This is a genomic window from Rothia sp. SCPM-O-B-18226 (M350) (genome assembly GCF_058213595.1).
Map to the genome: position 1 here is coordinate 123,372 of NZ_JBYQJS010000004.1, position 25,342 is coordinate 148,713.

24 protein-coding genes are annotated in these 25,342 nt (G+C 61.7%); 8 read left to right on the top strand and 16 right to left on the bottom strand.

Going from position 1 to position 25,342, the window contains the following annotated elements; translation table 11 throughout:
* The first annotated feature begins 163 nt into the window (after nt 1-163).
* From AC3E6W_RS07355 to AC3E6W_RS07365, 3 genes are all read left to right on the top strand, one after another.
* On the top strand, nt 164-745 hold the full coding sequence (locus tag AC3E6W_RS07355; RefSeq protein ID WP_049343572.1) for a peroxiredoxin: 582 nt from the start codon (nt 164-166) through the stop codon (nt 743-745).
* 3 nt (nt 746-748) lie between these two features.
* Nucleotides 749-1,279: an alkylhydroperoxidase, AhpD family gene (ahpD, locus tag AC3E6W_RS07360; RefSeq protein ID WP_049343570.1), complete on the top strand. Its 531-nt coding sequence runs from the start codon at nt 749-751 to the stop codon at nt 1,277-1,279.
* A 313-nt stretch (nt 1,280-1,592) separates the two neighbouring features.
* Nucleotides 1,593-1,991, top strand: coding sequence for a GNAT family N-acetyltransferase (locus AC3E6W_RS07365; RefSeq protein ID WP_490652796.1), 399 nt, complete (start codon nt 1,593-1,595; stop codon nt 1,989-1,991).
* Between the two features lie 129 nt (nt 1,992-2,120).
* Here AC3E6W_RS07365 and AC3E6W_RS07370 read toward each other — a convergent pair whose 3' ends face one another.
* Together AC3E6W_RS07370 and AC3E6W_RS07375 are read right to left on the bottom strand one after the other, a co-directional pair.
* On the bottom strand, nt 2,121-2,771 hold the full coding sequence (locus tag AC3E6W_RS07370) for an L-alanine-DL-glutamate epimerase (RefSeq protein WP_490652728.1): 651 nt from the start codon (nt 2,769-2,771) through the stop codon (nt 2,121-2,123).
* Nucleotides 2,772-2,868: 97 nt separating this feature from the next.
* Nucleotides 2,869-4,164, bottom strand: coding sequence for a multidrug effflux MFS transporter (locus AC3E6W_RS07375; RefSeq protein WP_490652729.1), 1,296 nt, complete (start codon nt 4,162-4,164; stop codon nt 2,869-2,871).
* Nucleotides 4,165-4,590: 426 nt separating this feature from the next.
* On the opposite strand from AC3E6W_RS07375, the gene AC3E6W_RS07380 reads away from it, so the two are divergent.
* A complete protein-coding gene (locus AC3E6W_RS07380; RefSeq protein ID WP_294604109.1) occupies nt 4,591-5,400 on the top strand; it encodes a trimeric intracellular cation channel family protein in 810 nt (269 codons plus the stop codon).
* Nucleotides 5,401-5,493: 93 nt separating this feature from the next.
* On the opposite strand, the gene AC3E6W_RS07385 is transcribed toward AC3E6W_RS07380, so the two are convergent.
* The 7 genes from AC3E6W_RS07385 to AC3E6W_RS07415 all read right to left on the bottom strand — a co-directional run bounded on the left by AC3E6W_RS07385 (nt 5,494) and on the right by AC3E6W_RS07415 (nt 12,130).
* Complete coding sequence (locus AC3E6W_RS07385) at nt 5,494-6,243, bottom strand: amino acid ABC transporter ATP-binding protein (RefSeq protein ID WP_490652730.1); 750 nt, start codon at nt 6,241-6,243, stop codon at nt 5,494-5,496.
* Nucleotides 6,236-6,910: an amino acid ABC transporter permease gene (locus AC3E6W_RS07390; protein WP_049333913.1), complete on the bottom strand. Its 675-nt coding sequence runs from the start codon at nt 6,908-6,910 to the stop codon at nt 6,236-6,238. Before AC3E6W_RS07390 ends, AC3E6W_RS07385 begins: the two co-directional genes overlap by 8 nt.
* Before the next feature lie 28 nt (nt 6,911-6,938).
* Nucleotides 6,939-7,757 (bottom strand): transporter substrate-binding domain-containing protein, encoded by an 819-nt coding sequence (locus tag AC3E6W_RS07395; RefSeq protein WP_490652731.1) that lies wholly within the window; start codon nt 7,755-7,757, stop codon nt 6,939-6,941.
* Between the two features lie 268 nt (nt 7,758-8,025).
* On the bottom strand, nt 8,026-8,196 hold the full coding sequence (locus AC3E6W_RS07400) for a type 2 periplasmic-binding domain-containing protein (RefSeq protein WP_210397934.1): 171 nt from the start codon (nt 8,194-8,196) through the stop codon (nt 8,026-8,028).
* 353 nt (nt 8,197-8,549) lie between these two features.
* Nucleotides 8,550-9,701 carry a trans-sulfuration enzyme family protein gene (locus tag AC3E6W_RS07405; protein WP_049333904.1) on the bottom strand — a complete coding sequence of 384 codons (1,152 nt, stop codon included), beginning with the start codon at nt 9,699-9,701 and terminating at the stop codon, nt 8,550-8,552.
* Nucleotides 9,702-10,166: 465 nt separating this feature from the next.
* Entirely contained in the window at nt 10,167-10,673 is a 507-nt protein-coding gene (locus tag AC3E6W_RS07410; RefSeq protein WP_049343553.1) for a CoA-binding protein, read from the bottom strand.
* Nucleotides 10,673-12,130 carry an O-acetylhomoserine aminocarboxypropyltransferase/cysteine synthase family protein gene (locus AC3E6W_RS07415; RefSeq protein ID WP_490652732.1) on the bottom strand — a complete coding sequence of 486 codons (1,458 nt, stop codon included), beginning with the start codon at nt 12,128-12,130 and terminating at the stop codon, nt 10,673-10,675. The genes AC3E6W_RS07410 and AC3E6W_RS07415 overlap by 1 nt, the downstream gene beginning before the upstream one ends.
* A 397-nt stretch (nt 12,131-12,527) precedes the next feature.
* Here AC3E6W_RS07415 and AC3E6W_RS07420 point away from each other — a divergent pair, with 397 nt between their 5' ends.
* Nucleotides 12,528-14,129, top strand: a complete 1,602-nt coding sequence (locus AC3E6W_RS07420) for an ATP-binding protein (RefSeq protein WP_490652733.1) — start codon at nt 12,528-12,530, stop codon at nt 14,127-14,129.
* Between the two features lie 93 nt (nt 14,130-14,222).
* Here the strand turns inward: AC3E6W_RS07420 and AC3E6W_RS07425 are convergent, their stop codons facing one another.
* From AC3E6W_RS07425 to AC3E6W_RS07435, 3 genes are all read right to left on the bottom strand, one after another.
* Entirely contained in the window at nt 14,223-15,143 is a 921-nt protein-coding gene (locus tag AC3E6W_RS07425) for a YwqG family protein (RefSeq protein WP_490652734.1), read from the bottom strand.
* 49 nt (nt 15,144-15,192) lie between these two features.
* Complete coding sequence (locus AC3E6W_RS07430) at nt 15,193-16,104, bottom strand: YwqG family protein (protein ID WP_490652735.1); 912 nt, start codon at nt 16,102-16,104, stop codon at nt 15,193-15,195.
* Nucleotides 16,105-16,376: 272 nt separating this feature from the next.
* Entirely contained in the window at nt 16,377-17,399 is a 1,023-nt protein-coding gene (locus tag AC3E6W_RS07435; RefSeq protein WP_490652736.1) for an ABC transporter substrate-binding protein, read from the bottom strand.
* Between the two features lie 157 nt (nt 17,400-17,556).
* Between AC3E6W_RS07435 and AC3E6W_RS07440 the strand changes: the two genes are divergently transcribed.
* From AC3E6W_RS07440 to AC3E6W_RS07450, 3 genes are all read left to right on the top strand, one after another.
* A complete protein-coding gene (locus tag AC3E6W_RS07440) occupies nt 17,557-18,804 on the top strand; it encodes a FecCD family ABC transporter permease (protein ID WP_490652737.1) in 1,248 nt (415 codons plus the stop codon).
* Between the two features lie 40 nt (nt 18,805-18,844).
* Nucleotides 18,845-19,894, top strand: a complete 1,050-nt coding sequence (locus AC3E6W_RS07445) for a FecCD family ABC transporter permease (protein ID WP_490652738.1) — start codon at nt 18,845-18,847, stop codon at nt 19,892-19,894.
* A 232-nt stretch (nt 19,895-20,126) separates the two neighbouring features.
* Entirely contained in the window at nt 20,127-20,810 is a 684-nt protein-coding gene (locus AC3E6W_RS07450; protein WP_490652739.1) for an integrase, read from the top strand.
* A 66-nt stretch (nt 20,811-20,876) separates the two neighbouring features.
* Here AC3E6W_RS07450 and AC3E6W_RS07455 read toward each other — a convergent pair whose 3' ends face one another.
* From AC3E6W_RS07455 to AC3E6W_RS07470, 4 genes are all read right to left on the bottom strand, one after another.
* Nucleotides 20,877-21,908, bottom strand: a complete 1,032-nt coding sequence (locus AC3E6W_RS07455; protein WP_490652740.1) for a magnesium and cobalt transport protein CorA — start codon at nt 21,906-21,908, stop codon at nt 20,877-20,879.
* Between the two features lie 204 nt (nt 21,909-22,112).
* The gene (locus tag AC3E6W_RS07460) at nt 22,113-23,405 is read right to left on the bottom strand and encodes an adenylosuccinate synthase (RefSeq protein ID WP_490652741.1); all 1,293 of its coding nucleotides are present in this window, start codon (nt 23,403-23,405) and stop codon (nt 22,113-22,115) included.
* A 225-nt stretch (nt 23,406-23,630) separates the two neighbouring features.
* The gene (locus AC3E6W_RS07465) at nt 23,631-24,128 is read right to left on the bottom strand and encodes a DUF4870 domain-containing protein (RefSeq protein WP_490652742.1); all 498 of its coding nucleotides are present in this window, start codon (nt 24,126-24,128) and stop codon (nt 23,631-23,633) included.
* A gap of 168 nt (nt 24,129-24,296) precedes the next feature.
* On the bottom strand, nt 24,297-25,007 hold the full coding sequence (locus AC3E6W_RS07470) for a hypothetical protein (RefSeq protein ID WP_490652743.1): 711 nt from the start codon (nt 25,005-25,007) through the stop codon (nt 24,297-24,299).
* Nucleotides 25,008-25,342 lie beyond the last annotated feature (335 nt).

Below are 25,342 nucleotides of genomic sequence, written 5' to 3' on the forward strand. Positions count from 1 at the left end.
CCCAAATGGTGAGCTAAATCATAGTGATGGGTGCATGTTTGGGGTTGATTATTATGAGTAATTCATAATAATATGGAGGCAAGCCCGGGATTCCGGGCAGCACACTGAAATCGTCACGCGCAGTGCACACACCCGCGCGGCACAAAACAGAAAGAAGAACACCATGGCAGTTCTGACCATCGGCGACCAGTTCCCCGCATACGAGCTCACCGGCGTTGTCCCCGGCAAGCTGGCTGACATCGAGGCCACCAAGCCCGAAGACTACTTCACCACCGTCTCCTCCGAGGGTCTGGACGAAGACACCTGGCGCGTCGTCTTCTTCTGGCCCAAGGACTTCACCTTCGTGTGCCCCACCGAGATTGCAGCCTTCGGTAAGCTGGCCGACGAGTTCGAGGCACGCGACTGCCAGGTCATCGGCGTTTCCGTCGACAACGAGTACACCCACTACGCATGGCGCCGTTCCCACGAGGAGCTCGTGGACCTGCCCATCGTCATGGCATCCGACCTCAAGCGCGAGCTGACCAGCGCCCTCGGCGTCCTGAACAAGGACGGCGTTGCAGACCGCGCAACCTTCATCATCGACCCCCACAACACCATCCAGTCGGTCTCCATTACCGCTGACTCCGTCGGCCGTAACACCGACGAGGTGCTCCGCCAGCTGGACGCCCTGCAGTCCGACGAGCTGTGCGCATGCAACTGGAAGAAGGGTGCAGCAACCATCGACGCATTCAAGGAGATGAAGTAATCCATGAGCATCGATAACCTGCGTTCGGCTCTGCCTTCCTACGCGAAGGACATGAACCTCAACCTGTCCTCCCTGCCCCGCATCACCTCCCTCACCGAGCAGCAGCTCTGGGGCGCAATCCTCGCAACCGCAGCGGCAACCAAGGTTGACTCCGTTGTTGTTGAGATTGCTGCAGAGGCTAAGGAGCACCTGAGCGACACCGCTTACGAGGCTGCTCTGGGTGCTGCATCCATCATGGGCATGAACAACATCTTCTACCGCACCCGTGGCTTCCTGAACGGTGCATACGATGACCAGCGCGCAAACCTGCGTATGCAGATCATCGGTAAGAACGGTGGCATTGAGAAGCTGGACTTCGAGATGTTCGCTCTGGCAGTGTCCGCAGTCAACGGCTGCTCCCACTGCGTTGAGGCTCACGAGCACACCCTGCGCGAAGAGGGCGCAACCAAGGAGCAGGTCAACGACCTGATCCGTATTGCCGCAACCCTCGGTGGCGTGGCACAGGGCATTCAGCTGGCTGAGGCACTGGGCTAACCCCCCCCGCCTCAGCGGCCTGGTTCGGCACATCGAACCCGGTACACCGAGACGAGGTCCGCGCAGGCGCGCACCGGGTAGAGCACACACAGGGCCCGGTAGCCTCTTCGCACCGCCTCGGTGACGCATCCGTAGCGATGCAGGAGAGATGAGAAGCGGCGCATCCACCCCTTTACGGGTCGGATGCGCCGCTTCCTCTATGCCCTCAAGTCCAGCAACGTGTTGGGTAGCAGTTTCTAAACTCCCCGATTTGGCGCTATACAATGCCTGTATGCGGTACTGTATTTTGGACTCCACCAGCCCCCTGCCCAGCATGGAAGAACTTACCGAGCTCTACGACTCTGTAGGGTGGAGCGCCTATACCAAAACACCCGAACGCCTCATCCCGATGTTGGAAGGGTCGCGGTATCTCTACACAGCACGAGAGGCAACCACAGAAGGAACAGGACGGCTCATCGGGCTAGTACGCGCCGTCGGGGACGGACAATCTATCGCCTACATTCAGGACCTCCTAGTACATCCGCATGCCCAGCGTCAGGGCGTTGGTTCTGCGCTTCTAAAGCGTGTCATTGAGGACTTTGACCGAGAAGATATTCGACAGCGACTCATTACCACCGACGTCGGTAATGAACACGCCGTTGCGCTCTACAAACGCTACGGTTACGCCCCCGTAGAGGCGGCAGGATGCATCACCCTTGCATGCTATCGATAAGACAGTTCTCATACGGCTCGACTCGTTCAAGCTGGCTGAGGCACTGGGCTAAACCCACTAAGCGTTAGAGCTTACACAGAAGCGGCGCGTCCCCCCCCTTTACGGGTCGGATGCGCCGCTTTGTTTTAACTACTTTTGGCTGTCCGCAGCGCCAGTGCGCAGGGCTGCATCCCAGCTACTCGCCAAGCGCGTCGCCGCGGCCACCAGAGCCACCAGATCCTCGGCGTACACCGGGGTCGAGCGCACGCCCGCACACCAGTCAATCGTGCCCAAACCCAGCCAGGGCTTACCTGGGAAGAACTCGCGCCGCAGCGCCACACGGCGCTTACCCAGGGCGCGGCGACCCGGCACGTACCCGCCGCGGCTGATGAACAGCGCCTCACGGCCCTCGGACTCCACCAGCGCCTCCAGGGCCCTCAGCGCAGGAACCCAGCTCGGCTCCCCCACGCTCGCCAGGTCGGCCAGTTCGGGGTACTCGCTCTCGTGTTCCGCCACGCTCACGCCCAGGATGTACTGGTAGCGCACCTGCCCCAGCTCCTGCGGTAGGCCGCGGTCGGCGGTCTGAATCGTACCGCACAGGTGCCGGGCGACCGGCTCACCCTCGGCGTTCACGCCGGCCAGGGGCTCGCCGTCCCGGTAGATTGCGGGGCCGTCCAGGTAGAGCCCCACCGCGCCGGTACCCGTGATGTTGGGGCGCACCGACCAGCCGGGAAGCGCCTCCTCCAGGCGGGGCACCACGCCCCGCAGGATTTCGAAAACTTCGTCACGCGATACCGTCACGGCGGCTCCTTTCACCTTACGCAGATAACGATTTGCGATGTGGCCCGGTCTATCAAACGATCGGGCCACATGCCTCTAGTATTCGTCTAGACCCAGCTTAGCGAGCGCTCCGCTTACGGGAGGGTAGCCACACCATGAGCGCCGACAGTGCCGTACCGGCAAACATCATGACCGCCATGGACTCCACCGCGTTCAGGGGGCTCAACGCCAACAGCAGCGAAGAAATGATGCCGCTACCGTACTGGAAGGAACCCAGCAGCGCCGCGGCGGTACCGGCGATAGCGGGCTCCACCGAGTTCAAAGCTGCCGCGTTCGTGCAGGCAGCCACCACGCCATTCATGCCGAACACGAAGAACACCGTGACCACCACACCCAGCAGGCCACCCACACCGGTCACGCCGGTGGTAGCAAGCGCCACACCCGCCACAGTGGCGACCAGGGTGGCGACATTGAGGATGCCGCGCAGGCTGTAGCTCTTCACCCACCGCTTGTTGAAAGCGGTCAGGCTCATCACGCCAATCATGTTCATGCCGAACAGCAGACCGTAGTAGCGCGGGTCCACGCCGAAGTGGGTGATGTACACGGTCGAAGAGTTCGTGATAAACGCGTAAATGGAAATGTAGTAGAAGCACACGCACAGTACGTAACGCATGAACGGGCCGTTCCTAAAAAGCACGGGATAGTTCACGAATGCCGAAAGAATCGAGCCGCTATCGCGCTTAGCCGGGGGCAGGGACTCGGGCAGGAACAGAATCAGCCCGAAAATAATGAGCGCAACGGCAGCAATAGCCCAGAAAGTCCAGCGCCAGCCGCCCGCAACCACCAGGAAGCCACCCATGAGCGGCCCAAGAATCGGGGCGAGCGCCATAATCAGCATGAGCGTGGAGAGCACCTGCGCGGCGCGTGTTCCCTCGTAAAGGTCACGCACGATAGCGCGCGCCAGCATGGGTCCGGTGCATGCGCCAACGGCCTGCAGCACGCGGGCGATGATGAGCTCCGGCATGGTGTCGGCAATGGCGCACCAGGCGGAACCCAACGCGAAAACAATCATGCCCGCAGATAGCGGAATCTTACGGCCAACGCGGTCGCTCACCGGGCCCAGAATCAGCTGAGCCAGCGCGAAACCCAGCAGGAAGCTGGTAATCATGAGTTCTTCGCCGGAACCGAGTTCCGCGGTGATTTCGGGAACTCCCGGCAGGAAAATATCCGTTGCGAGGGCCGTGCAGGCCATGAGAGCGCTGAGCGTGATGTACAGCAGAAGGGTGCGCTTCGCCCCGTAGTTATCGGGGTGGGCCGTGTGGGGCTCTGCTGCGCCCCGAGAGGTTGAGTGAGAAGTGGACGAGGCGGTGGATGCGTCAGTAGCCGTCTCAGAATTCGTTAGAGATGAGGCCATATGTCCTTAATTCTTGAGGCGCGGGGCATGCTCGCGTCTCAGCGATACTGTATGAGATTATGTCTGCGTGGTACCGCCCGTGGCCCTCGCGGCGAGGTGGTTCCTTCGCAAGAGAGCATAGAAAAACCCGTGGGCGGATAAAACGGGCGGTTAACCAGTGTACGCCCGCGCAGGGCCCCACGGAAATGAAACATCCGCCCGCCGAACCGCTCGAGGCTTGGGGCTTGGGGTCCGTTCCCCGATTTGACTCGCTCTCAACTAGGAGCGTTGCCGAACCCGGGGCTACAATAAATCGGTGCCAATTCAGGTACGCGCACAGGCAAACAGAGCCGGATGCGGTGATAACGTCGTCACCCGACCCCCCGTTGCGCGCACTTCCCCTACCGACACCCACAGCACACGCATCACGTACGCAGGAGAACGCCCATGCATGAGTTCTTTGACCCCGACCAGGTATTCCGCATCGTCGACATTGCCGCCGTTGTCGCCAACGGCCTGCTCGGCGGTGCCGTGGCGCGCGCCTTCCGGTTCGACATTGTGGGCTTCCTGCTGCTCGCCGTTGCCTGCGGTATGGGCGGCGGCCTGATTCGTGACGTGCTACTGAACTCGGGCCTGCCCGTGGCGCTCACCGACGGCGGCTACTGGATTGGCGCAATCGGCTCGTCCATCCTGGCGTACAGCATTGATCTGAGCGCCCGCTGGGCAACCCGAACCCTGCTCGTCGTGGACTTCGTGGGCATGGGGTGTTGGGCCGCGACCGGCACCATCAAGTCCCTGAACCTGGGCCTGCACTGGCTACCGTCCATTACCCTGGGCATCACCACCGCCGTGGGTGGCGGCCTGATTCGCGACATCATGGTCAACCGTATTCCCGCGATTTTTGGCGGTAACTCCCTGTACGCGACCGTCGCCCTGGTCGGCGCCGGGGAGACGGCCCTCGTGACGGGCCTTTTCCACCGCCCAAACCTGGCGATGGCGCTGTCCATCCTCCTGTGCCTGATACTGGGTGTGCTCTCCCACGCGCGGAACTGGCAGCTGCCCACCACCCCGGGCGGCCTGCAGGTGCACCGCCCGCGCCTGTTCACCTTCTTCAACCGCAAAGAAAGCGCGGTGCATAACGAGGGCTGGTCGCCGGGTGAGCCGCTCACCGATCAGCTGCAGGTGGTCAGCCCCGAGCAGCTGGATGAGTACCGCCGCGCTAAGGCGCGAACCAGGCCCCGCAGGGACGAAAAATAGCGGAAGGGTGGGTCGGTATCCCCGTAGGGAACCGGCCCACCCTTCCGTTTTGGGCTCCGCCGCCATGCGCTGAGGCAGGGCTAGTGCAACAGGCTAGATGGTGTACTCGGTGCTGTCGTACACGGTCAGGAACTTGCGGATGCGCTCGTCGCCCGAGGCGAAGAAGCCGGTCGGCTCGCCGTTGTAGCGCAGCGTACCGTTCTCCAGGAACACGATGCGGTCCGCGACCTTCTTCGCAAACGCCATATTGTGCGTCACGATGACCAGGGAGCGTCCCTCCTTCGCCAGCTGCATGAGCACGCGAATCACCTCGGCCTCCAGCTCGGGGTCCAGGGCGCTCGTCGGCTCGTCGAAGAGCAGGTATGCCGGTTCCAGCGCCAGGGCGCGGGCAATCGCCACGCGCTGCTGCTGACCGCCTGAGAGCGATTCCGGGTAGGAGTCGGCCTTATCGGCTAGGCCCACCTTGGCGAGCAGCTCGCGGGCGTGCTCCTCAGCCTGCTTGGCGTCCAGGGTGCCGTTGAGGGTCGGGGCGAGCGCCACATTCTTCAGCGCCGTGTAGTTCGGGAACAGGTTGAACTGCTGGAACACCATGGCCGAGCGGGAGCGGATATCACGCACCTGCGCGTCGGTGAGCTTCTGACTGTAGTCCACCTGCGCGTCGTCAATGGTGAGCGTGCCGGACTGCGGGGTTTCCAGCAGGTTCAGGCAGCGCAGCAGGGTCGACTTGCCGCTACCGGAGGGGCCCAGAATGACGGTGGTTTCGCCGCTGGGGATGTCCAGGTTGATGTTCTTGAGAACCTGCGTCTCACCGAAGCTCTTCGAGAGGGATTCCACGCTAAGCATTGCGGCTCCTTACGTAACGGTTGCTGTACTTCTCCAGGGCCGACTGCGCGGCGGTCAGCACGGTAAAAATCACCAGGTAGACGAGGGCGACCTCAGAGTACATTGCCAGCGGCTCGAAGGTACGCGAAGCAATCTGCTTGCCGGTCTGGAACAGATCGACCATCGAGATGACCGACACCAGCGAGGTGCCCTTAATCAGGTCGATGAAGTTGTTGCCCAGGTTCGGCAGTGCGATGCGCACCGCCTGCGGAATCACGACGTAGCGCAGGGTCTGCATGCGGGTGAAGTTCAGGGTCGCTGCCGCCTCAAACTGGCCGCCGGGGATAGCCGCCACGGCGGAACGGAAGGTCTCAGCCACGTACGCGCCGGTGTGCAGGCTCATCGTGATGATGGCGGCGCTCCACACGTCCAGGGCGATACCGACTTTCGGCAGGCCGTAGAAGACGATGAACAGCTGCACCAACAGCGGGGTGCCGCGGAAGACCCAGATATACAGCCAGGCCAGCCAGTTCACCGGGGCGAAGCGGCTCGTGCGCGCGCCGGCGGACACGATGCCCACCAGCAGCGCCAGCGCGAAGGAGATGAGCGATAGCGGAATGGTCACTGCCACCGTTGCGGTCAGCAGCTGCGGCAGCGATTCTGCCCAGAGGTTGAGGTAGCGTTCCATGCGCGGAACTCAGCTCCTTATAAGGGTGTTAGTTCTTCGGGGAGAGGTCTTCGCCCACGTACTTTTCGTAGATGGCCTTGATATCGCCGTTCTCCAGGTGCTTCTTCAGCGACTCGTCGATAGCGTTGCGCAGGGCGTCCTGGCCCTTAGCCATCAGGATGGAGGAGTTGCTGCCGGTGCCCAGGTCACCGGAGAGCAGACGCAGGTTAGCGTCCGGGTGCTCCTTGAAGTACTCAGCGAAGGACACGGAGTCGTTCGCGGTCATCTCGGCGCGGCCCGACAGGACCTGCTCGATAGCCTCATCGAAACCGGACACGACCACGATCGAGGCGCCCTTAGCCTCCACCATCTTGCGGAAGTTCGAGGTTTCGGACTGTGCCGAGGAGTGGCCGGAAATCTCGCTCACGTTCTGCAGGGAGGAGTCCTTCTTCACGGCGACCTTCGGCTCGGAGTACAGGTAAGGTACGGAGAAGTCGTACTTCTGCTTACGCTCGTCGGTTGCGGAGACGTTGTTGATGACGATGTCGTAGCGATCGGCGTCCACACCTGCAATCAGCGAATCCCAGGGGGTTTCGATGAACTCTGCGGTCACGCCCAGATCCTTGGCGATCAGGTCGGCGATTTCCTTCTCGAAGCCGACCAGGGTGCCGTTCGAGTCGTGGAAGGAGAAGGGGCGGTAGGTGCCCTCCAGGCCCACACGGATCTTGCCGGCAGACTTGATGGCCTCCAGCTTGTTGGTGCTGGATGCGGTGCTGCTGCCGTTGGAGCCGCAGGCGGCGAGCAGGGCTGCCAGGCCGGTGAAGGCGGTGCCTGCGAGGACGGTGCGGCGGTTAATCATTGCGGACATGGTTCTTCCTTTGCGTCGTAGTTGATGCTCTTGTAGTTGCGGGCTGTCACCCTGAGGTAACCCGGGGGCATCATGCGGTGTGCCCCTCTCTGCGGGTGCAACGCTGGCTATCCTACAGCTATTCCCAACCCGAGAGAATTCAACGTAACATTCCGTCATATTCTCTCGTCAACGCGGGAAAAGCGGCTGAGACATCAACCACGACGCGGTGTCGGAAGTCCTGGAAGGCTGGGTTTTTCGAGCTTCTGAGAAGGCTGTTCCAAGAAGCCTAGGCGGCCTCACCTTCCAGCAGACGCAGGTTGGCGTCCGGGTGCTCCTTGAAGTATTCGGCGAAGGAGACGGAGTTGTTGGCGGTCAGCTCGGCGCGGCCGGTGAGCACCTGCTCGATGGCCTCGTCAAAGCCGGTGACCTCGATGACGGTGGCACCGCGTTCCCCCACGAGCCTGCAGGTTATCGCGGGTGGGGTTCGCGCCGCGCTGGTTCTGCTGGCTCATGGTGGTTCTCTTCCGTTCGGGCTACCCCGAACGCGGGTGTAGCTGCTGGGTGTCATCGTGTATCCGGGATTTACCCTACCCGCATTTTTTATGCCGTTCTAACTAAATTTCACGGGGGTTAATATGTTCACGCAACGTCATATAAAAATGCGTTGAGGGCGCACAAAATACCCGCATTAAAACATTCTTTTACGGTGAAAGAAATACATTAATCCGGGTATTTTGAGTGATATTACGACGTATATTCGGGGCGCCTAGAATCACGCCATAGGGTCGCGCGGTATCTGATACTCAGGAACTATGCCTGATGAGCCAGGGCCGCGGTCAGGCCGCGCTCCAAATCCTCGATGATGTCCTCAATCTCCTCGATGCCGATGGCCAGGCGAATGAGGTTGTCGCTCACACCGTATTCGTCGCGGTGCGCCTGCGTGTAGGCGGCCTGCACCATGAGCGCGGGGCGAACCACCAGCGACTCGATGCCGCCCAGGCTCACCGCGTGGCTGAAAATCTTCAGGGCTTCGAGGAAGGCGGGCAGATCGGCGCCGTCCACCAGCTCCATGGAGATGAGCGCGCCCAGGCCGTTCGCCTGGCGGGCGTGCACCTGCGCCTCGTACTCGCTGTGCGAACCCGCGTAGAGCACGCGCTTCACGGCGGGGTGCGCCTCCAGGTAGTTGATGACCTCGATGGTGTTCTTCTGCTGCTGGGTCAGGCGCAGCTTGAGGGTCTTGACCTCCTGCAGCAGGCGGTAGGAGTCGGTGGGCGAAAGCATTGCGCCGGTGATCATCTGCAGGTGCCAGAGGCGCTCGGCGAGCGCGTCGTCGTTGGTTGCGGCGACGCCTCCGAGCAGGTCGGCATGGCCGCCCAGGTACTTGGTGGCGGACTGCACGCTGATGTCTGCGCCCAGGTCGAGGGGCTTCTGCAGCAGCGGGGTCATGAAGGTGTTGTCGACGACCACGATTGCGCCGTTGCGGTGGGCAATTTCGGCGATGGCGGCGATGTCACTCACGCGCAGCAGCGGGTTGGAGGGGCTCTCCAGGAACACCATGGTCACGTTGTCGGCGAAGTCCTCGTCGGTGAGGGCCGTGAAGTCGCCGATGAAGCGGGTCTTGACGCCGCGAGCGGGCAGTTCGATGGTCGCGAAGCGGTAGGTGCCACCGTAGGAGGGCATGCCCAGCAGCAGGGTTTCGCCTTCCTTGAGGATGCCGAGGGCGGCAGCGGTGGCGCCCATTCCGGAGGGGTAGGCGAAGGCGTGCTTGGCGCCTTCGAGGGTTGCGAGCGTGGTTTCGAGGGCCGCGCGGGTGGGGTTGCCGCCGCGCTGGTAATCGTAGGGGCCTTCGGTGCCGTCACAGGGCTGGGCGTAGGTGGTGGTCGTGTAGATCGGAGGCAGGATGGAGCCGTACGGGTTGTCGCGGTCCGTAGTGTGAATTGCCTTCGTCGTGAATCCGGTCATGCTGTCCTCGGCTAAGGTTGGGCATAAAATGCAGGGGATAAATATATTGCTAGCTTAGGGCTCTTTTGGGGTACTGACTAGTTTTTTCTTTTCTGTGACCGAGTGACTTTTTATGACTAAAAAACGGCGTTATATTTCGACATTTTAGACATATATTTCGTCATATTTCGCGCGTGAAAAGACCCGGCGGTCGGTACGCGTGTGTGCTGAGTACCGGCCCCCGGGCTCCACACTAGGATACCGGCTCAGCACCCCAGAACATAAGGGTAGGTTTACCTTCAAGCTGAACCGCTCCCCCACAAGGGGCGATACCGCTTGCAGAGAAGCCCCCTCCCCCGACACATCGGGCACATAAGGGGGGCGCACCCGGGAATCACCCCGGGTACACCCCTCTCCATTCAAACGCTTGCAAGCGCCTGATTTTTGTAATTACACGCTACGGTATCCGCGGCTCAACAGCGCAGACTACTTCGACAGCACCTGACGCTTCGCAGAAATCACGCCCGTGTTGAAACCGGCCAGGTGCAGGCCTCCGTGGAAACGCGCATGCTCAATCTTCACGCACTTATCCATCACCACGTTCAGGCCGGCGGCCTCACCGATTGCGGCGGCCTCCTCGTTCCAGGAGCCCAGCTGCATCCACACGGTCTTAGCGCCCAGGTCCACGGCCTCCTGAACCACGCCCGGCAGGTCCTCGTTACGGCGGAAAATCTCCACCAGGTCAGGGACCTCCGGCAGGTCCTGCAGCGACGGGTACACCGGCTGACCCAGCACAAGCTTGCCCTTCGCCGCCAGAATCGGGTTCACAAAATACAGCTTGTACGGCGACGCCGACTGCAGGTATGTCGCCACGAAGTAGGAGGCGCGCGAAATCTTATCGCTCATACCCACGATCGCAATCGTGCGGGTATTACGCAGAATGTTCAGACGCTCGGGGGCGGAAGGACCCACCCAGGTACGCTTCTCGGTCATTACTTTTCCTCCTGAGCGGTAGTAGGCAGGGAGCAGGATGCGCCAGCAGCCTCAGCGGCGGCAGCGTCCTCGGCGGCCTTAGCGGCGGCAACCGCCTCCTCAGCCTCCACGAGCTTGTCCGCGCTGGACTCGCCCACACGCTCACCGGCGTGGTTCAGGCCGGTCGCGTAGGTCAGCGCCTGGTCCAGGTCCCAGATGATGTCTTCCACGTCTTCCAGACCCACAGAGATGCGGATCAGGTCCTCGCCCACGCCGGCGGCCTCAAGCTGCTCGCTCGAAAGCTGCTGGTGCGTGGTCGAACCCGGGTGCAGAACCAGGGTGCGGGAGTCACCGATGTTCGCCAGGTGGCTTGCCAGCTGCAGCGCACCGATGAACTCGCCACCGACCAGGCGGCCGGAGGCCTTCTCGGTCGCCTTCACACCGAAGGAGAACACGGAACCAACACCCAGCGGCAGCAGCTTCTTCGCGCGCTCGTGGTGCGGGTGGTCTTCCAGGCCGGCATAGTTCACGTAGGCGATGCGCTGATCCTCAACCAGCCAGTTGACGATCTGCTTGGCGTTAGCCAGGTGAGCGTCCATACGCTGCGGCAGAGTCTCAACGCCCTGCAGCAGGTTGAACGCGGACTGCGGGCTCAGCGACGGGCCGAAGTCACGCAGCTGCTCGGAACGCAGCTTGGTGAGGAAGCCGTACTCGCCGAAGTTACCCCACCAGGACACGCCGTTGTAGGAGGGCACGGGCTCGGTCATGGACGGGAAGTTGCCGTTACCCCAGTTGAAACGACCGGACTCGACGACGACACCGCCGAGGGTGGTGCCGTGGCCACCCAGGAACTTGGTGACCGAGTGGATAACGATGTCCGCGCCGTGCTCGAGGGGGCGAATCAGGTAGGGGGTGGAGATGGTGGCGTCCACGACCAGGGGGATGCCGGCCTCGTGGGCAACCTCTGCGAGGCCCTCCAGGTCGGCAACCTCGCCGGAGGGGTTGGCGACAACCTCGGTGTAGATTGCCTTGGTGTTCTCGGTCAGGGCCGCCTTGTAGTCGGCGGGGTCGGTGCCGGCCACGAAGGTGGTGTTGATGCCGAAGCGGCGCAGGGACACGTCCAGCTGGGTGACGGTGCCGCCGTACAGCTGCGAAGAAGCCACAATGTGGTCGCCCTGCTGGCACAGAGCCGCGAAGGTGATGAACTCGGCGGCCATGCCGGAGGCGGTGGCCACCGCGCCGATACCGCCTTCGAGGGAGGCGATGCGCTCCTCCAGCGCGGCGACGGTCGGGTTGGACAGGCGCGAGTAGATGTTGCCGTACTTCTGCAGGGAGAAGAGGTTCGCCGCGTCGTCAGCGTCTTTGAAGACGAAGGAGGTGGTCTGGTAGATGGGGACCGCGCGGGATCCGTGCTCGGCGTCGGGGGTGCCGCCCGCGTGCAGTGCGCGGGTGCGGAAGCCGAAAGTGTGTTCAGCCATTGGTTTGCTCCTGGTGTATCTGCCCGCCTGTGTGCGGGGAGTCGATAGTGGCTCGACTTTATACTGTGCCACCGGCGCGGGGGTGCACCAAGTGCGGGTACCTATGTGTCGTTTGTTGCGGATTATGACGGGCTGGATTTTGGTGAGCGAGGACTGTCGTACGGGTCTTAGCGAGGTATCATATCAGCCGTCATAACAGAAGTTGTTATGACGGCTGATATGATGCGCGGTCAATGAGACCGACAGGACTGCCCGGTTTTAGCCTGCAATTCCGGGGTTTTTAAGATTCAAGGTGCGAGGAAAATACCGCATCATAACAACATCATCGCAGAAATTGTTATGATGCTGTTATGACGTTGCTATGACGTTCACCAAGAAGTAGCCATCGGGAGCATGCATGGAAACAAACACCGCCGAACTCATCGAAAACCTACGCCGTAGCCAGGCTGAAAACGGGCGAGCAGAAGTCAAAGCTGCAGCTGGAGGGTTCCCCAAGTCCGTTCTTGAAACCGTTAGTGCCTTCGCCAACGGCGACGGTGGCACCATTCTTCTTGGCATGACCGACCCGACAGAAGGTCTACAGCCAGTTGAAGGTTTCAACGCACAGGCAGTCCACGACGCATCCGTTGAGGCAATCCGTTCCAAGATCACACCTCGACCCCCGGTAGATATTCAGATTGAGGCGGCAGACGAGCAGCACCGTATCGTGCGCATCGATGTGCTCCCCGGCGACCCGACGCAGAAGCCCTACTACATCGAAGCAAACGGCATGTATAACGGCTCCTACCAGCGCGTCGGCGAGGCCGATATTCGCCTCACCAAGTACGAGATTGACCGCCTCCTAGAGAACCGCAGTCAGCCCCGCTACGACGAGGAGCTGGTCAGCGAGGCAAGCTTCAAGGACCTCTCCCCCACCCTTGTGAGTGCCTATGTCGCTCGCCTCCGGGAGGAGCAACCTCGCGTTTTTGCGGCGCTTTCTGACCGTGAGGTTCTTCTGCAGGCGCGTATTCTACGCATCGATTCCGAGGGTCGAGAAGTGCCCACTCTTGGGGCGCTTCTCGCCATGGGATCCTACCCGCAGGCGTTCTTCCCGCAGCTGATGATGAGCGTTGTTGTTCTTCCCGGTGAAGAGCTTGGTGAGGTCACTGAGGACGGTCGACGTTTTCTGGACAATCACAGCTGTACCGGGTCTATCCCCTCCATGTTGGATGAAGCTATGGGCGTTTTGGTTCGCAATATGCGCAAAACGTCCACGATGGAGGGCCTCAACAGTAGCGGTATCGGGCGGGTTGAGCGCTACGAGTATCCGCTGGAGGCTATCCGCGAGCTCTTGGTTAACGCTCTCATGCACCGCGACTACTCGCCGGGTGCGCGCGGCTCGCAGGTGCAGGTTGAGCTCTACACCAACCGCCTGGTGGTGCGTAGCCCGGGCGGTATCTACGGTGCTGTGACTATCCGAGATTTCGGTCAGCCCGGTGTTTCTTCAACCCGTAACAGCTACTTGGCAAGTATTCTGACTGATCTGCCCGACCCGGGTACGGGGCGTTTGATTGCAGAGAATAGGGCTTCCGGTATTCCCACGGTTCTGCGCGCGCTGAAGGAGGCGGGTCTACCCGCTCCCCAGTTTGCTGACCGTCTACTCTATGTGCAGGTCACTCTGATGCAGCCCTCGCAGGATGTATCTTCTACGGAACAGAAGACCGCGCCTGAGGATAAGACTCAGCAAGCACCCCATTCCACGGGCAAACATTCAGCCGACGCCGTCGAACCGGCGGGCGCCGATGCGTCGCTTGACGACCTTAGCGAACGCCAGGCTGGTATTGTGCGCGGCCTGCGTTTACAGGGCGAGGCTGTTTCCACGGCGTATATCCAAGAGCATTGGGGTCGGGGCGCTTCACGTACCTCCATTACGAATGATCTGCGCCGTCTTGTGGAGGCGAAGCTGATTGTTCCTACGGCTCCGCCGCGTAGTAAGAACCGTAGGTATCGCGCTGCTTAGACGTGCCCGATAAAAGGTACACAAAAAAGGGGAGGAAAATAGAGCGGTTATTCTCTATTTCCCTCCCCTGCGGCTACTCAGCCAAGACCTTACTTAGCCGCAAGCCCACTCAAAGACGACCTGCGAGAAGTCACGGGCGGCAAGCGCCTCCGGAGTAATCAGCCAGTTCGCCGCACCGGCATCACCCCACATGATCTCAATCTCTTCGTCTTCGTTCTCCTCGTTCTCCGATTCGGAGACGATAGTCAGCAGGTTCACCGTGTGGCCGCGTAGCTCCTTGAACTCGTCACGCGGGTCATTCTGCACGAAGAACGGGTATCCGCCCACGTGGGAGTACTCTTCCTCCGATTCGAAAGGCTCCGTCAGCTCGTAGAGGGCTTCGCGGCGAGGCTGGTTCTTATACGGGTTCTCGTGCGCTTCGGGCAGCAACTCATCCGGGTAGGTTTCATCCCACTTCGCACCAAAAACATCGTAGTAGTCGTAGCCGGAGGCGGTCACGCCCTGCTCACGCACCTCAAAGGTCATGCCGTACTCAATTTCGAGCGGGCCGCTCTCACAGTCGAAACCGCCGATGGGCCAGCCGCCTTCGTCCCAGTCCACGTTCGGGAACGGGGCATCCGGGTTCGGCTCACCCAACGTCTCGTAGTAGACAATGCGGTGGTTCTTCTGCGAAAGAGGGTTCTCGTAGTCAAAGCCCCACAAGCACTCTTCGTCGTTGGGGTTAATCCAGAACTGCAGCAAACCGGTCGCCGGGTAGATGTCGTTTTCGGGCAGGTCGGCGCAGTTAATCTGCGCAATCATGCCCAGCGGTTCACCCTTCTCATTGGTCGGCGCAGACTCCCCGGCGGGCAGGTACGGGCGGCCACCAAACTTGGATGCGGTCTGCGGCAGCGGGGCGTCGGGAACGAAGGGCTTCAGGGCAATAGCCTTCTTACGGGCGCCCTCCTGGTTGAGCAGGTCAATAACGTGCTTCGCCTGCTTTTCGATGTCATCGAACGGCTTGTTGTCAAACATTTTAGGGTCTCCTCATTGATGATGTGGCGGTGTGAAAGTAGTACGGTGTCTAGCCGCAGGCCCACTCAAAGACGACCTGCGAGAAGTCGCGGGCGGCAAGCGCCTCCGGAGTAATCAGCCAGTTCGCCGCACCGGCGTCACCCCACATCACGTACACGCCCTCCTCGGCGTCCTCGCCCCACTCTGACTCGATGGTCAGCAGGTTCACGGTGTGGCCGCGCAACTCCTCGAACTCGTCGCGTGGGTCCTCCTGCACGAACGAGGGGTAGCCACCAATATGCGAGTAGTCCCTCTCCTCCGATTCGAAGGGCTCCAGCAGGTTATAGGAGGCGTCATCGCGTGCGTTCGGTTCCTCGGGAAGCTTCTGGTCCGGGTACATCTCATCCCAGGCGTCAGCGAACCGGTCGTAGATTTTGTAGCCACCATCCAGGAAGCCCTGCTCCCAGGGCTCGAAGGCAAGTGCGTACTCGGTGGTTGCCTCAGAAACATCCATGCCCTCAGGTCCCAGAGGCCAGCCGTAATCACCCCAGTCGATGGTCGGGAAGGGAACCGGGAACTGCACATCCGGGTTCGGTTCATCCAGCGTCTCGTAGTAGACGACGCGGTGATTCTTCTGCGAAAGAGGGTTCTCGTAGTCGTAACCCCACATGCACTCTTCATCGTTGGGGTTGATCCAGAACTGCAGCAGACCGGTCGCCGGGTAGATGTCATTCTCGGGCAGGTCGGCGCAGTTAATCTGCGCAATCATGCCCAGCGGTTCACCCTTCTCATTGGTCGGCGCAGACTCACCTGCGGGCAGGTACGGTCGGCCACCAAACTTGGAGGCGGTCTGCGGCAGCGGCGCGTCGGGGAGGGTTACCTTCAGGCGGGTTGCCTGCTTGCGGGCGCCACGCTCGTTGAGTGCGTCGATGACGCGGCGTGCCTGCACCAGGGTCTCTTCGGAGGGCTTGTTCTTCGGCATTGCGTGCTCGTTTCGTCGGTGAATTAATCGGTGTGTAAGGTTTCACAGTGTGTCAGGCGCGGGCAACGGTACCGCTGCGCCTTCTACCCCCATTAGACCCTATTTCGGGCGGGCGCGCACCAATTCTGGTCACGAGCGCATCCGGCGGCAGCAATCAGGTGGGAAAGCAGGTGCCAAGCGTGCAGAAAGCCCCGCCTCCTCACCCTCATGCGCGGGCATGAGAGGTAAGAACGCGGGGCTTCCCGGCGAATCTCTACGAGAGGCTAGAACCTTTAGAGCGCCTTCTCGATGGTCTCCAGAACACCAAGCGCGGCAGCCGGGCCAGCGTTCAGGAAGAACATGTCAGAATCCACGCTGTGCGCGTGCTTCTCGGTGACGGCCTTGAGGGTGCTCCACAGTGCCTCACCGGTCAGCTTGGACTCGTCGCCGCCCTGCACACCGTAGAACAGGTAGTCGCCGTCAGCCTGGTCAAGCTGCTCGGAGCTCAGGTCGATGGAGGTCTTCTCAACCTGCGCAGCTGCGGGACGTGCCAGGGATGCATCCGCGCAGATGGAGCCCACGAACGAGGACTTCGCGAAGATGCGGGTGCGGTCAGCGGAAGCGTACAGGAAGGAGAAGGTCTTCTCGGTGCCGGCCTTCTGACCGACCGACTTCGCCTTGGTGTTGTACTCCTCCATGAGCTTTTCAGCCTTCTCGGTGGTGCCCAGCGCGGCGGCGATCAGCAGGAAGTCCTGCTTCCAGTTGATGCCGGTACCCTCGGTGACCACGGTCGGGGCGATCTTGGCGAGGGACTCGTACACCTCGTCCTTCTTGTTGGTGTTGTTGATGAGGATCAGGTCGGGCTTGAGGTTCGCGATAGCCTCAACGTCCGGGTCGGTGCGCTTGCCGACCTTGGCGATCTTGTCGAGCTCTGTGGACTTATCGGAGAACTTGGTCTTCAGGTAGGTGGGGACCAGGTCGGCGTCACCGGCGGTTGCCGCGCCGACGGGCACGACGCCCAGGGAGAGCACGCCGTCGAGCTGTCCGGTGGAGAGAATCACGACCTTGGAGGGTGCGGATTTGATGGTGGTTTCACCGCGGAAGTGCTTGACGGTGCGGGGGAATTCGCCGTCAACGGTGGTGGTGCCCATGCCGGAGGGCAGTGCGGAGGGTGCCACCTTCTTACCGGTCGCAGAAGCAGACGCGGAGGAAGAAGAGCCGGAAGTGTTGGAGGAGCCGCAAGCCGCCAGGGCGAGGGCGCCGAAGGAACCGAGTGCGAGTGCGCCGAAGGAGCGGCGGGTGATCTTGTTCGTCATATTTGCCATGCATATTAGGATAGCCTCATCTAAACCTGTAGGATACTAAAGGGCTCAGATTTTATTGCATATCTCACGTTTAGGACTGCCTGAACATCGCAATAATTCACCCTCACTTCCTGTACGGTAACCGCACGACAACCCACAAGCAGCCACGATGACACCACAGAACACCGCAGCCACCCCGGCAAGCGCCCCCGCGCGCACCACGGCCTACCGCGCCGCCCCCAGCAAGGAATCCATCGCGGCGGTTCGGGCGCTCTCCGGCTCCTCCGACCAGCTCGGCGGCAAGAACGGTAAGGGGCCGTCTATCTCGCGCGTCACCATCGCGCTCATCCTCGGATGCCTGCTGCTCGTGTTCCTCTGCGCTCTCTCCTTCGCGGTGGGTTCGCGCATGTTCGCCCTGGATAGGTCCGTCGATGGCTTCCTGAACCCGGACGCGAACACCATCGAGTCCAAGCTCATCTGGGCCAAACGCGCACCGCGCACCGCCGCGGCGCTGCTGGTGGGTGCGGCCCTGGCGGTATCGGGCGTGCTCATGCAGGCGCTGAGCCGCAACCCGCTGGCCGAGCCGGGCCTGCTGGGCGTGAACTCGGGTGCGGCCGCCTCCGTGGTCGTGGGCGTGGGTGTCTTCGGAGTGTCCTCCCCATTCGTGCAGCTGTGGCTGGCCTTGCTGGGTTCCGGCGTGGCCGCAACCCTCGTCTTCATGATGGGCCTGGTCGACTCCAAACCCAACCTGGACTCGACGGCCCGCCTCGTGCTGACCGGCGTGGCGGTCAACGCCTGCCTGGGAACCGTTACCGGCGTCATCACGATGTTTAACTCCAAGGCCTTCGACTCGCACCGCTTCTGGGTGGTCGGCTCCCTGGAGAACCGCACCTTTGAGCAGGTGCTCTCGGCCCTGCCGTTCGTGGCGGTGGGCCTGGTGCTTTCCTTCATGCTGATCGGCCCGCTGCGCGCGCTGGCACTCGGCGAGGATGCGGCCGCCGGCCTGGGCGTGCCCGTCACCTTGGTGCGCGCCGCGACCATCATGGCCATCATGGCGCTCTGCGGCGCCTCGACCGCAATCGCCGGCCCCATCGGCTTCGTGGGTCTGGTTGTGCCCCACGTCATTCGCCTGCTGGCCGGCGCCGATATCGGGCGGGTGCTGCCGCTCTCGCTCGTGTACGGCCCGGCGCTCGTGCTCGCCGCCGATATTCTGGGCCGCGTGCTGGTTGTGCCCAGCGAGCTTGAGGTGGGCATCGTGACCGCGTTCATCGGCGCACCCGTGCTCATGCTCCTGGTGATGCATCTGAGCACCGGTCCGAGGGGCGCGAAGAAGAGCCGCATGGGCGCGAAGGCGCAGGCCCACGACGAGGCGGGCCCCGCCCACTCCCCCGAGCACGGCCACAGCCCCGTATTCTAGACTCCCGTTCGGCGCAACGATTTAGCGTGGTGAAAGACGTATGAGCACTGTTTCAATGTCCTCCCGCACTGCGGGCGGGCGCATCCGCATCCCGGGACGCTACCGCACCCCGATTCCCCGCACCCTGCTGGTGGTGGCACTCATTCTGGTGGTGGCCACCGCATCCCTGATCTATGGGAGCTACGAGATGACCCCCGAGCAGGTCTTCCGCCTGATATTCCAGGGCGAGGGAACCGAGATTGAACGTCAGCTGGTGCTCAATCAGCGACTGCCCCGCATGCTCGCGGCCCTTGTCGTGGGTGCGGCCCTGGGCCTGTCGGGCGCGATTTTCCAGTCGGTGTCGCGCAATGCTCTGGGTTCGCCGGATATTATCGGCTTCACGGTGGGCTCCGCGACCGGCGCCCTGTCGGTGGTGCTCATCGGCCCGTTGGCCGCAACCGGCGTGGGCATGGGCATGGGCGCCATCCTGGGTGGTTTCGTGACGGCGGCCGTGGTGATGCTATTGGCCGGCCTGGGCGGCGGCGCCACGATGGGTCAGAAGATGGTGCTCATCGGTATCGCGGTGAGCGCGATGCTCAGCTCCGTGAACGACTACCTGATTACGCGCGGCGACCTGGAGAAGGCCGAAGCCGCGAAGACCTGGCAGCACGGTTCACTCAATGCCATCTCGTGGGGGCAGATGGAGGTGCAGTCCATCATCCTGGTGATTGCGGTTCCCCTGATTTTGATGCTGACGCGCCGCCTGCGCACCCTGGAGCTCGGCGACGACCTGGCGGCGGGTCTGGGTCTGCCGGTCAAGAGGAGCGTGAACCTGCTGGTGGCCGCCGCCGTGTTGCTGGTGGCTATTGCGATTTCCGTCGCGGGCCCGATTGGCTTCCTGGCGCTGATTGCCCCGCAGCTGGCGCGCCGCTTCTGGCGTACGCCGGGCACGGCCATGTGGCATTCGGCCCTGATGGGTGCGGCAATCCTGGTGCTGGCCGATTTTGTGGCGGCCCGCGCGCTGGCGCCCTTCCAGATTCCAGTGGGCCTGGTGACGGGTGCAATCGGTGGCCTGTATATGCTGTGGCTGCTGAACCGTCAGCGCCACTAGCCTTCGCCGCAAACCACGAACCTGTAACGCGCCGCCGGGTGCCTCTCAGCGAGGTGCCCGGCGGCGCGTTAAATATTTTCTAGATTTACCCGGGGGTAAAACAAAGAACGCTTATCGTGTCAGGGGTCGCCCATAGAGTGTAGGTGTTGGAAGGGACGGTCCTTCCGACCGGGCACGCCGCCTCCCGCGGTGTTGCTAACGGGCCAATTCAGCATCTACGGAAGGAACGGTCATGGAAAACACCACTCGTGAGGGCCAGTACGCACAGGCGCAGATTTCTTGCACTGCCGATGAGCAGCTTCGTCGTGATGAAGAGTTCAACTGGCTGATGCAGTGCGGTACCGTGGTGCGTATGGAACGCTTCGAGGTGGAGGAGTTCCGCACCGTTCTGGAGCAGCTGGTTGCCGACGGCTCGTGCTTCCGTACCGCGCCGGTATCTTCCACTATGGGCCGCGTGATGCGTCAGCTGACTCAGGGTGCTTCCGGTTATGAGGCGAACCTGCGCGAGCTACGAGCTGCGGCCCAGAACGCTCTGCTGTTCGTGTTCCCCCTGGAGAAGGACCTGGAGATGTGCCTGCGCTTTGAGCGTGTGCGGGGTACCGGTCTGGCGCTGACCCGCCTGGGCGTGAGCCCGGTCAATGGTGACCTGTGGGTCAAGCACTGGGCCATGCGTTCTCTGGAGTGCACCGGCGCGGTATTCGCGGTGGAGTCCGCTCCGGGTGCCTGCAATTTTGAGCTGCGCCGCAAGACGTTCTACGCGATGCTCACGATGGTTGAGCTGTCGACCTTGGGGCTGTCGGCTGAGCCGAAGGACTTCTCCATGTTCGACGACCCGAAGGCTATGTGCACGAAGTTCAAGCGTGAGCGCCGCGATTGCCGCCGCGCGATGCGTGCCCAGTACGACCGCGCAGCGTAAGGCATGTGTGTATGCCCTACGCGGCATACGCGTTTAAAGGCCTAGCCAGTGGCGTTTTGTGGACTGTTAGAGCCACTTATTCTTCTTGAAGAACCAGTAGAGGAGCAGACAGGAGACCAGCATCAGCAGCAGGGCCGCCGGGTAGCCGAACTCCCACTTGAGCTCGGGCATAACCTCAAAGTTCATACCGTACACCGAGCCGACGATAGTGGGCACCATGAGGAGTGCCGCGTAGGCGGAGATTCGTTTGGTGTCGTCGTTCTGTTGCTGGCCGAGCAGGGTGTCGTGCACGCGCAGGGCGTTTTCGAGGGAGCTGCGAAGGTCTTCGAGGCGTTCTTTTGTTTGGGTTACGTGGTCGAGCACGTTGCGGAACTGGCGGGCCAGCTCCACGGCCTCGTCTTCAACCTCGCCCTGGCTCGCGCCCGGGTAGGGGGACGGGTCGAGCGCGCCGGTGCGTAGGCCTTCAATGATGCGACCCATCATCGGTTCGAGGGGTCGGCAGGCTCGCTGAAAGTCGATGACCTGGTTGAGCAGCTCGTAGATGCGCTGGGCGAGGGAGTTGGCGTCTCGCCGCTCGTTGGTGGAGAAGAGGATGTCTTCAATCTCGTCGTTGTCGTTCTCGAGTCCCTCGAGCACGGGGGCGTACCCGTCGACGGTGCTGTCGAGGATGCGGTGCAGCAGTCGGGCGGGGGATGCATCGGGGGTGGCGTAGAGCAGGTTGAACTTGTCGTTGATGCGCTGGCGTTGTTCGTCGTGAACGAGTGCGAGGGTGTAGCGGGGGCCGGTGAAGAGGTGCAGTTCGCTGAGGCGCACTTCTTCTTCTTTGTCGAGGTAGATGGCGGGGCGGATGACCGCGAAGAGGGAGTCTCCGTAGCGTTCGAGCTTGGCGCGCTGGTGGCCGCGGGTGGCGTCTTCGATGGCGAGTTCGTGCAGGTTGAAGGTTTTTTGCAGGGCGTGTAGTTCGTGGATGTCGGGGTTGGCGTATCCGAGGGCTACGGCGGTGTTCTTGTCCGCGTAGGCGCGGAGGGTTTCTTCCTCGGTGGCACCCAGCTGAGGGCGGTCCGAGCTCGGGTAGATAGCTCCGGTGATATAGGACATCGTTTTTCTCCTCTGAACGCACTAGCACCACTTTTGTGGCCCTTACCCAGCATACGGGATGCACCTCTCCGCAGTCACCCGCAGGCGCCTCCCACCCGCCATGTGATAAGTCTCCGATCACGCTCCTGTCGATAGTATGGGAAAGCCCCCGGAAGACACCTATAAGGTAGCCTCCGGGGGCTTTCGCGTATTGAGCTATTGCGCTTAGTCTTCGTTGATGAGGTCGCGGACCACAATGGTCTGGTCGCGGTCGGGGCCCACACCAATAGCGGAGATACGGCAGCCAGAGAGCTCCTCCAGCTTCAGTACGTACTTGCGGGCGTTTTCGGGCAGCTCATCCAGGCTCTTCGCATCCGAAATGTTTTCGGTCCAGCCGTCGTAGTACTCGTAAATCGGCTTAGCGTGGTGGAAATCGGTCTGGGTCATCGGCATCTCGTCGTGACGCACGCCGTCCACATCGTAGGCCACGCAGACCGGAATCTTCTCCAGGCCGGTCAGCACATCCAGCTTGGTGATGAACAGGTCGGTGAAACCGTTGATGCGCACGGCCTGGCGTGCCAGCACGGAATCGTACCAGCCGCAGCGGCGGGGGCGGCCGGTGTTCACACCGAACTCGCCGCCGGTGGTGCGCAGGTAGTCGCCCATCTCATCGAACAGCTCGGTCGGGAAGGGGCCGGCACCCACGCGGGTGGTGTACGCCTTCTGGATACCGATCACGCGGGTGATGCGGGTCGGGCCCACACCCGAACCCACGCAGGCGCCGCCGGCGGTCGGGTTCGAGGAGGTCACGAACGGGTAGGTGCCGTGGTCCACGTCCAGGAAGGTGGCCTGGCCGCCCTCCATCAGCAGGGTCTTGCCCTCGTCCAGCGCCTTGTTCAGCAGCTGGGTGGTGTCCACGATCATGGGCTTGAGGCGTTCGGCGTAGGACATGAAGTACTCGACGATTTCCTCAACCTCAACGTGGCGGCGGTTGTAGACCTTCACCAGCAGCTGGTTCTTCTGGCGCAGCGCGCCCTCAACCTTCTGGCGCAGGATGGATTCGTCGAGGATGTCCTGAACACGCACGCCGAGGCGGCCAACCTTATCCATGTAGGCGGGGCCGATACCGCGGCCGGTAGTGCCAATAGCGCGCTTGCCGAGGAAACGCTCGGTCACCTTGTCCATGGTCTGGTGGTAGGGTGCGACCAGGTGTGCGTTAGCGGAAATCTTCAGGCGGGAGGTGTCAGCGCCGCGGGCCTCAAGGCCGTCAATCTCTGCGAAGAGAGCCTCGGGGTTCACGACCACGCCGTTACCAATCACGGGGACGGCGTTGTCGCTCAGAATACCGGCGGGCAGCAGCTTCAGCTCAAACTTCTGGCCGTTCACCACCACGGTGTGACCGGCGTTGTTACCGCCGTTGGGCTTGACCACGTAGTCTACGCGGGGGCCGAGCAGGTCGGTAGCCTTGCCCTTACCCTCATCGCCCCACTGGGCGCCCACAATCACGACAGCTGACATTTTGTGCTCCTTGAAAGCTTCGAAGAGACGCACCGGATTTCACGGCGCGGCGGCGTCCCATCATCCGTAGAGTGAATGTGGAGTGAATAGGCACACCTCTTCCCATGATACCGTGCCGCTCCCTTTAAGTCCCGTGTGAACGGTCAACAGGCGTGCCATACCCGGGCACAGCAACGCCCCCATCCGATATTCGGACGGGGGCGCTACCGGTATAAGCCGTGAAGACTACTTGATGATCTTGATGAAGGTCATCGGGTACTCGTACAGGTCGCAGCGAGCGGCTGCCATGGCGGCCAGCGAGTGGAAGACGACCATCAGGATGGTCACCACCAGGGGCACCACCCACAGGATGAGGCCGAGGATGCCGAAGGTCAGCACAATCGCCAGCCAGGAAGCGGTGCTAATGACCCACAGGGAGAAGTTGAAGTTGAACGCACGGCGGGCGGATTCCTTCGTGAAGTTGTAGCCGGGCTTGTCCTTGTAGATAAACCACATCACGAGCGGAGCAATCACGCTCAGGGTCGAGAAGGACAGCAACGAGAGAATGGCCGAGGCCAGGTGGGCCAGAATCGCCATGTTCTTATCGTCCGCCGAGGAGGGGGCGAGAGTGTAGGAACCCTGCGGGTAATAGTTCTGCTGGTAACCGGCCTGGTAATCCGGTGCCTGCTGGCCATAAGGAGGCTGCTGGGGTTGGTTGTACTGGTCGTCGGGATACTGCGACATTGTCTTCGTTCTTTCTTTAATCAACGAGTGAATACGGCTGGGGGTGCCCACTCGGCGCCCTCGGCGCCCTTATGATGCCTCCACCCTATCAGCGCAAGGTAAATAGAGCGTTAACCTCGGTGGGATGGCGGATAAAATCACGGCCTGTCAGGTTTACGGTCTGCGGGGTCAGCCGATGTACACGGGGTAGTACCAGAACGCGGGAGCCTTCTCGACGTTCCAGCGCTGTTCCCTCGCCTCGGAGTATTTCTTGTGCACCTTGCTGATGGCCATAATCAAGAAGACGAACCAGAGAATCACCGGAGTACCGTAGGTACCCAGCGCCAGGATAACCCCAAGAAAGGCGAGTGACACGGCCACCTGATTATCAAAGGGATAGATGATCAAAGCGTCAATCAGCGGGTTGCAGAAGACTACGATGGCGAAAAAGAGCCATGCGCCGCGGGTTATTTCCCAGGTGGTGGGGGCGCCGTCGGGGTACAGCGCATCCACCTCGCGAATATAGCCGACCGTTTCTTCCGGTAACCGCTGGTTGGTGGCGGCGCCGGGGCCCTTCATGGCGCTCTCGGGGGCGGGGCGGGTGCCCGGAATATCCTGAATGTGCATCCGCTGGAGGGAGGGGTCGGGCGTGCCAAAGATTGGCGTGGGCGTCACCTTGAGGGTGGGGGTGTAAGAGTAGACTCCCGGCTCCCGCTCCGGCGCGCTCTCGGCGGCCGGTGATGCGGTGTTCTCCGAGGCTTGCTGCGAGGAGGCTTCGGCCGGGGCCTCGCTGTTCCCCAGGGAGATGTTCATGTAACTCGGAACGGGCAAGGAGTCATCCCACAGGGGCTGGTAGGACTCTTGCTCTTTTCGCGACTGTTGCGAAGTGTGCTCGGTCATCGCAATCTCCTTCGGCGGTGGTCGTAACTTAATCCTATCCCTGCCACGTGTTTGCGCAGGTGAAACACTTTTTAGTGCGCGTATATTACGCGGATCCATCGGATCCAGAACGCGAACGCCGGAGGCGGGCTCCCCGCCCGGCCCCGGTTTCCTTCGACACCGACGGTTCTTCTTTCACCATCCCACACGGACCTGGAAGAACTCTCAATGTTCACAATGTGTCATGAGAGTCTATTTTGTGGCGCGCACAACCGAAAATCCCCTTATCAACCCCTTAAAGGTGTATTGTGGTTCACATCTGAGGGTTTATTCTCAGGTATAACCTGCGGGACAAC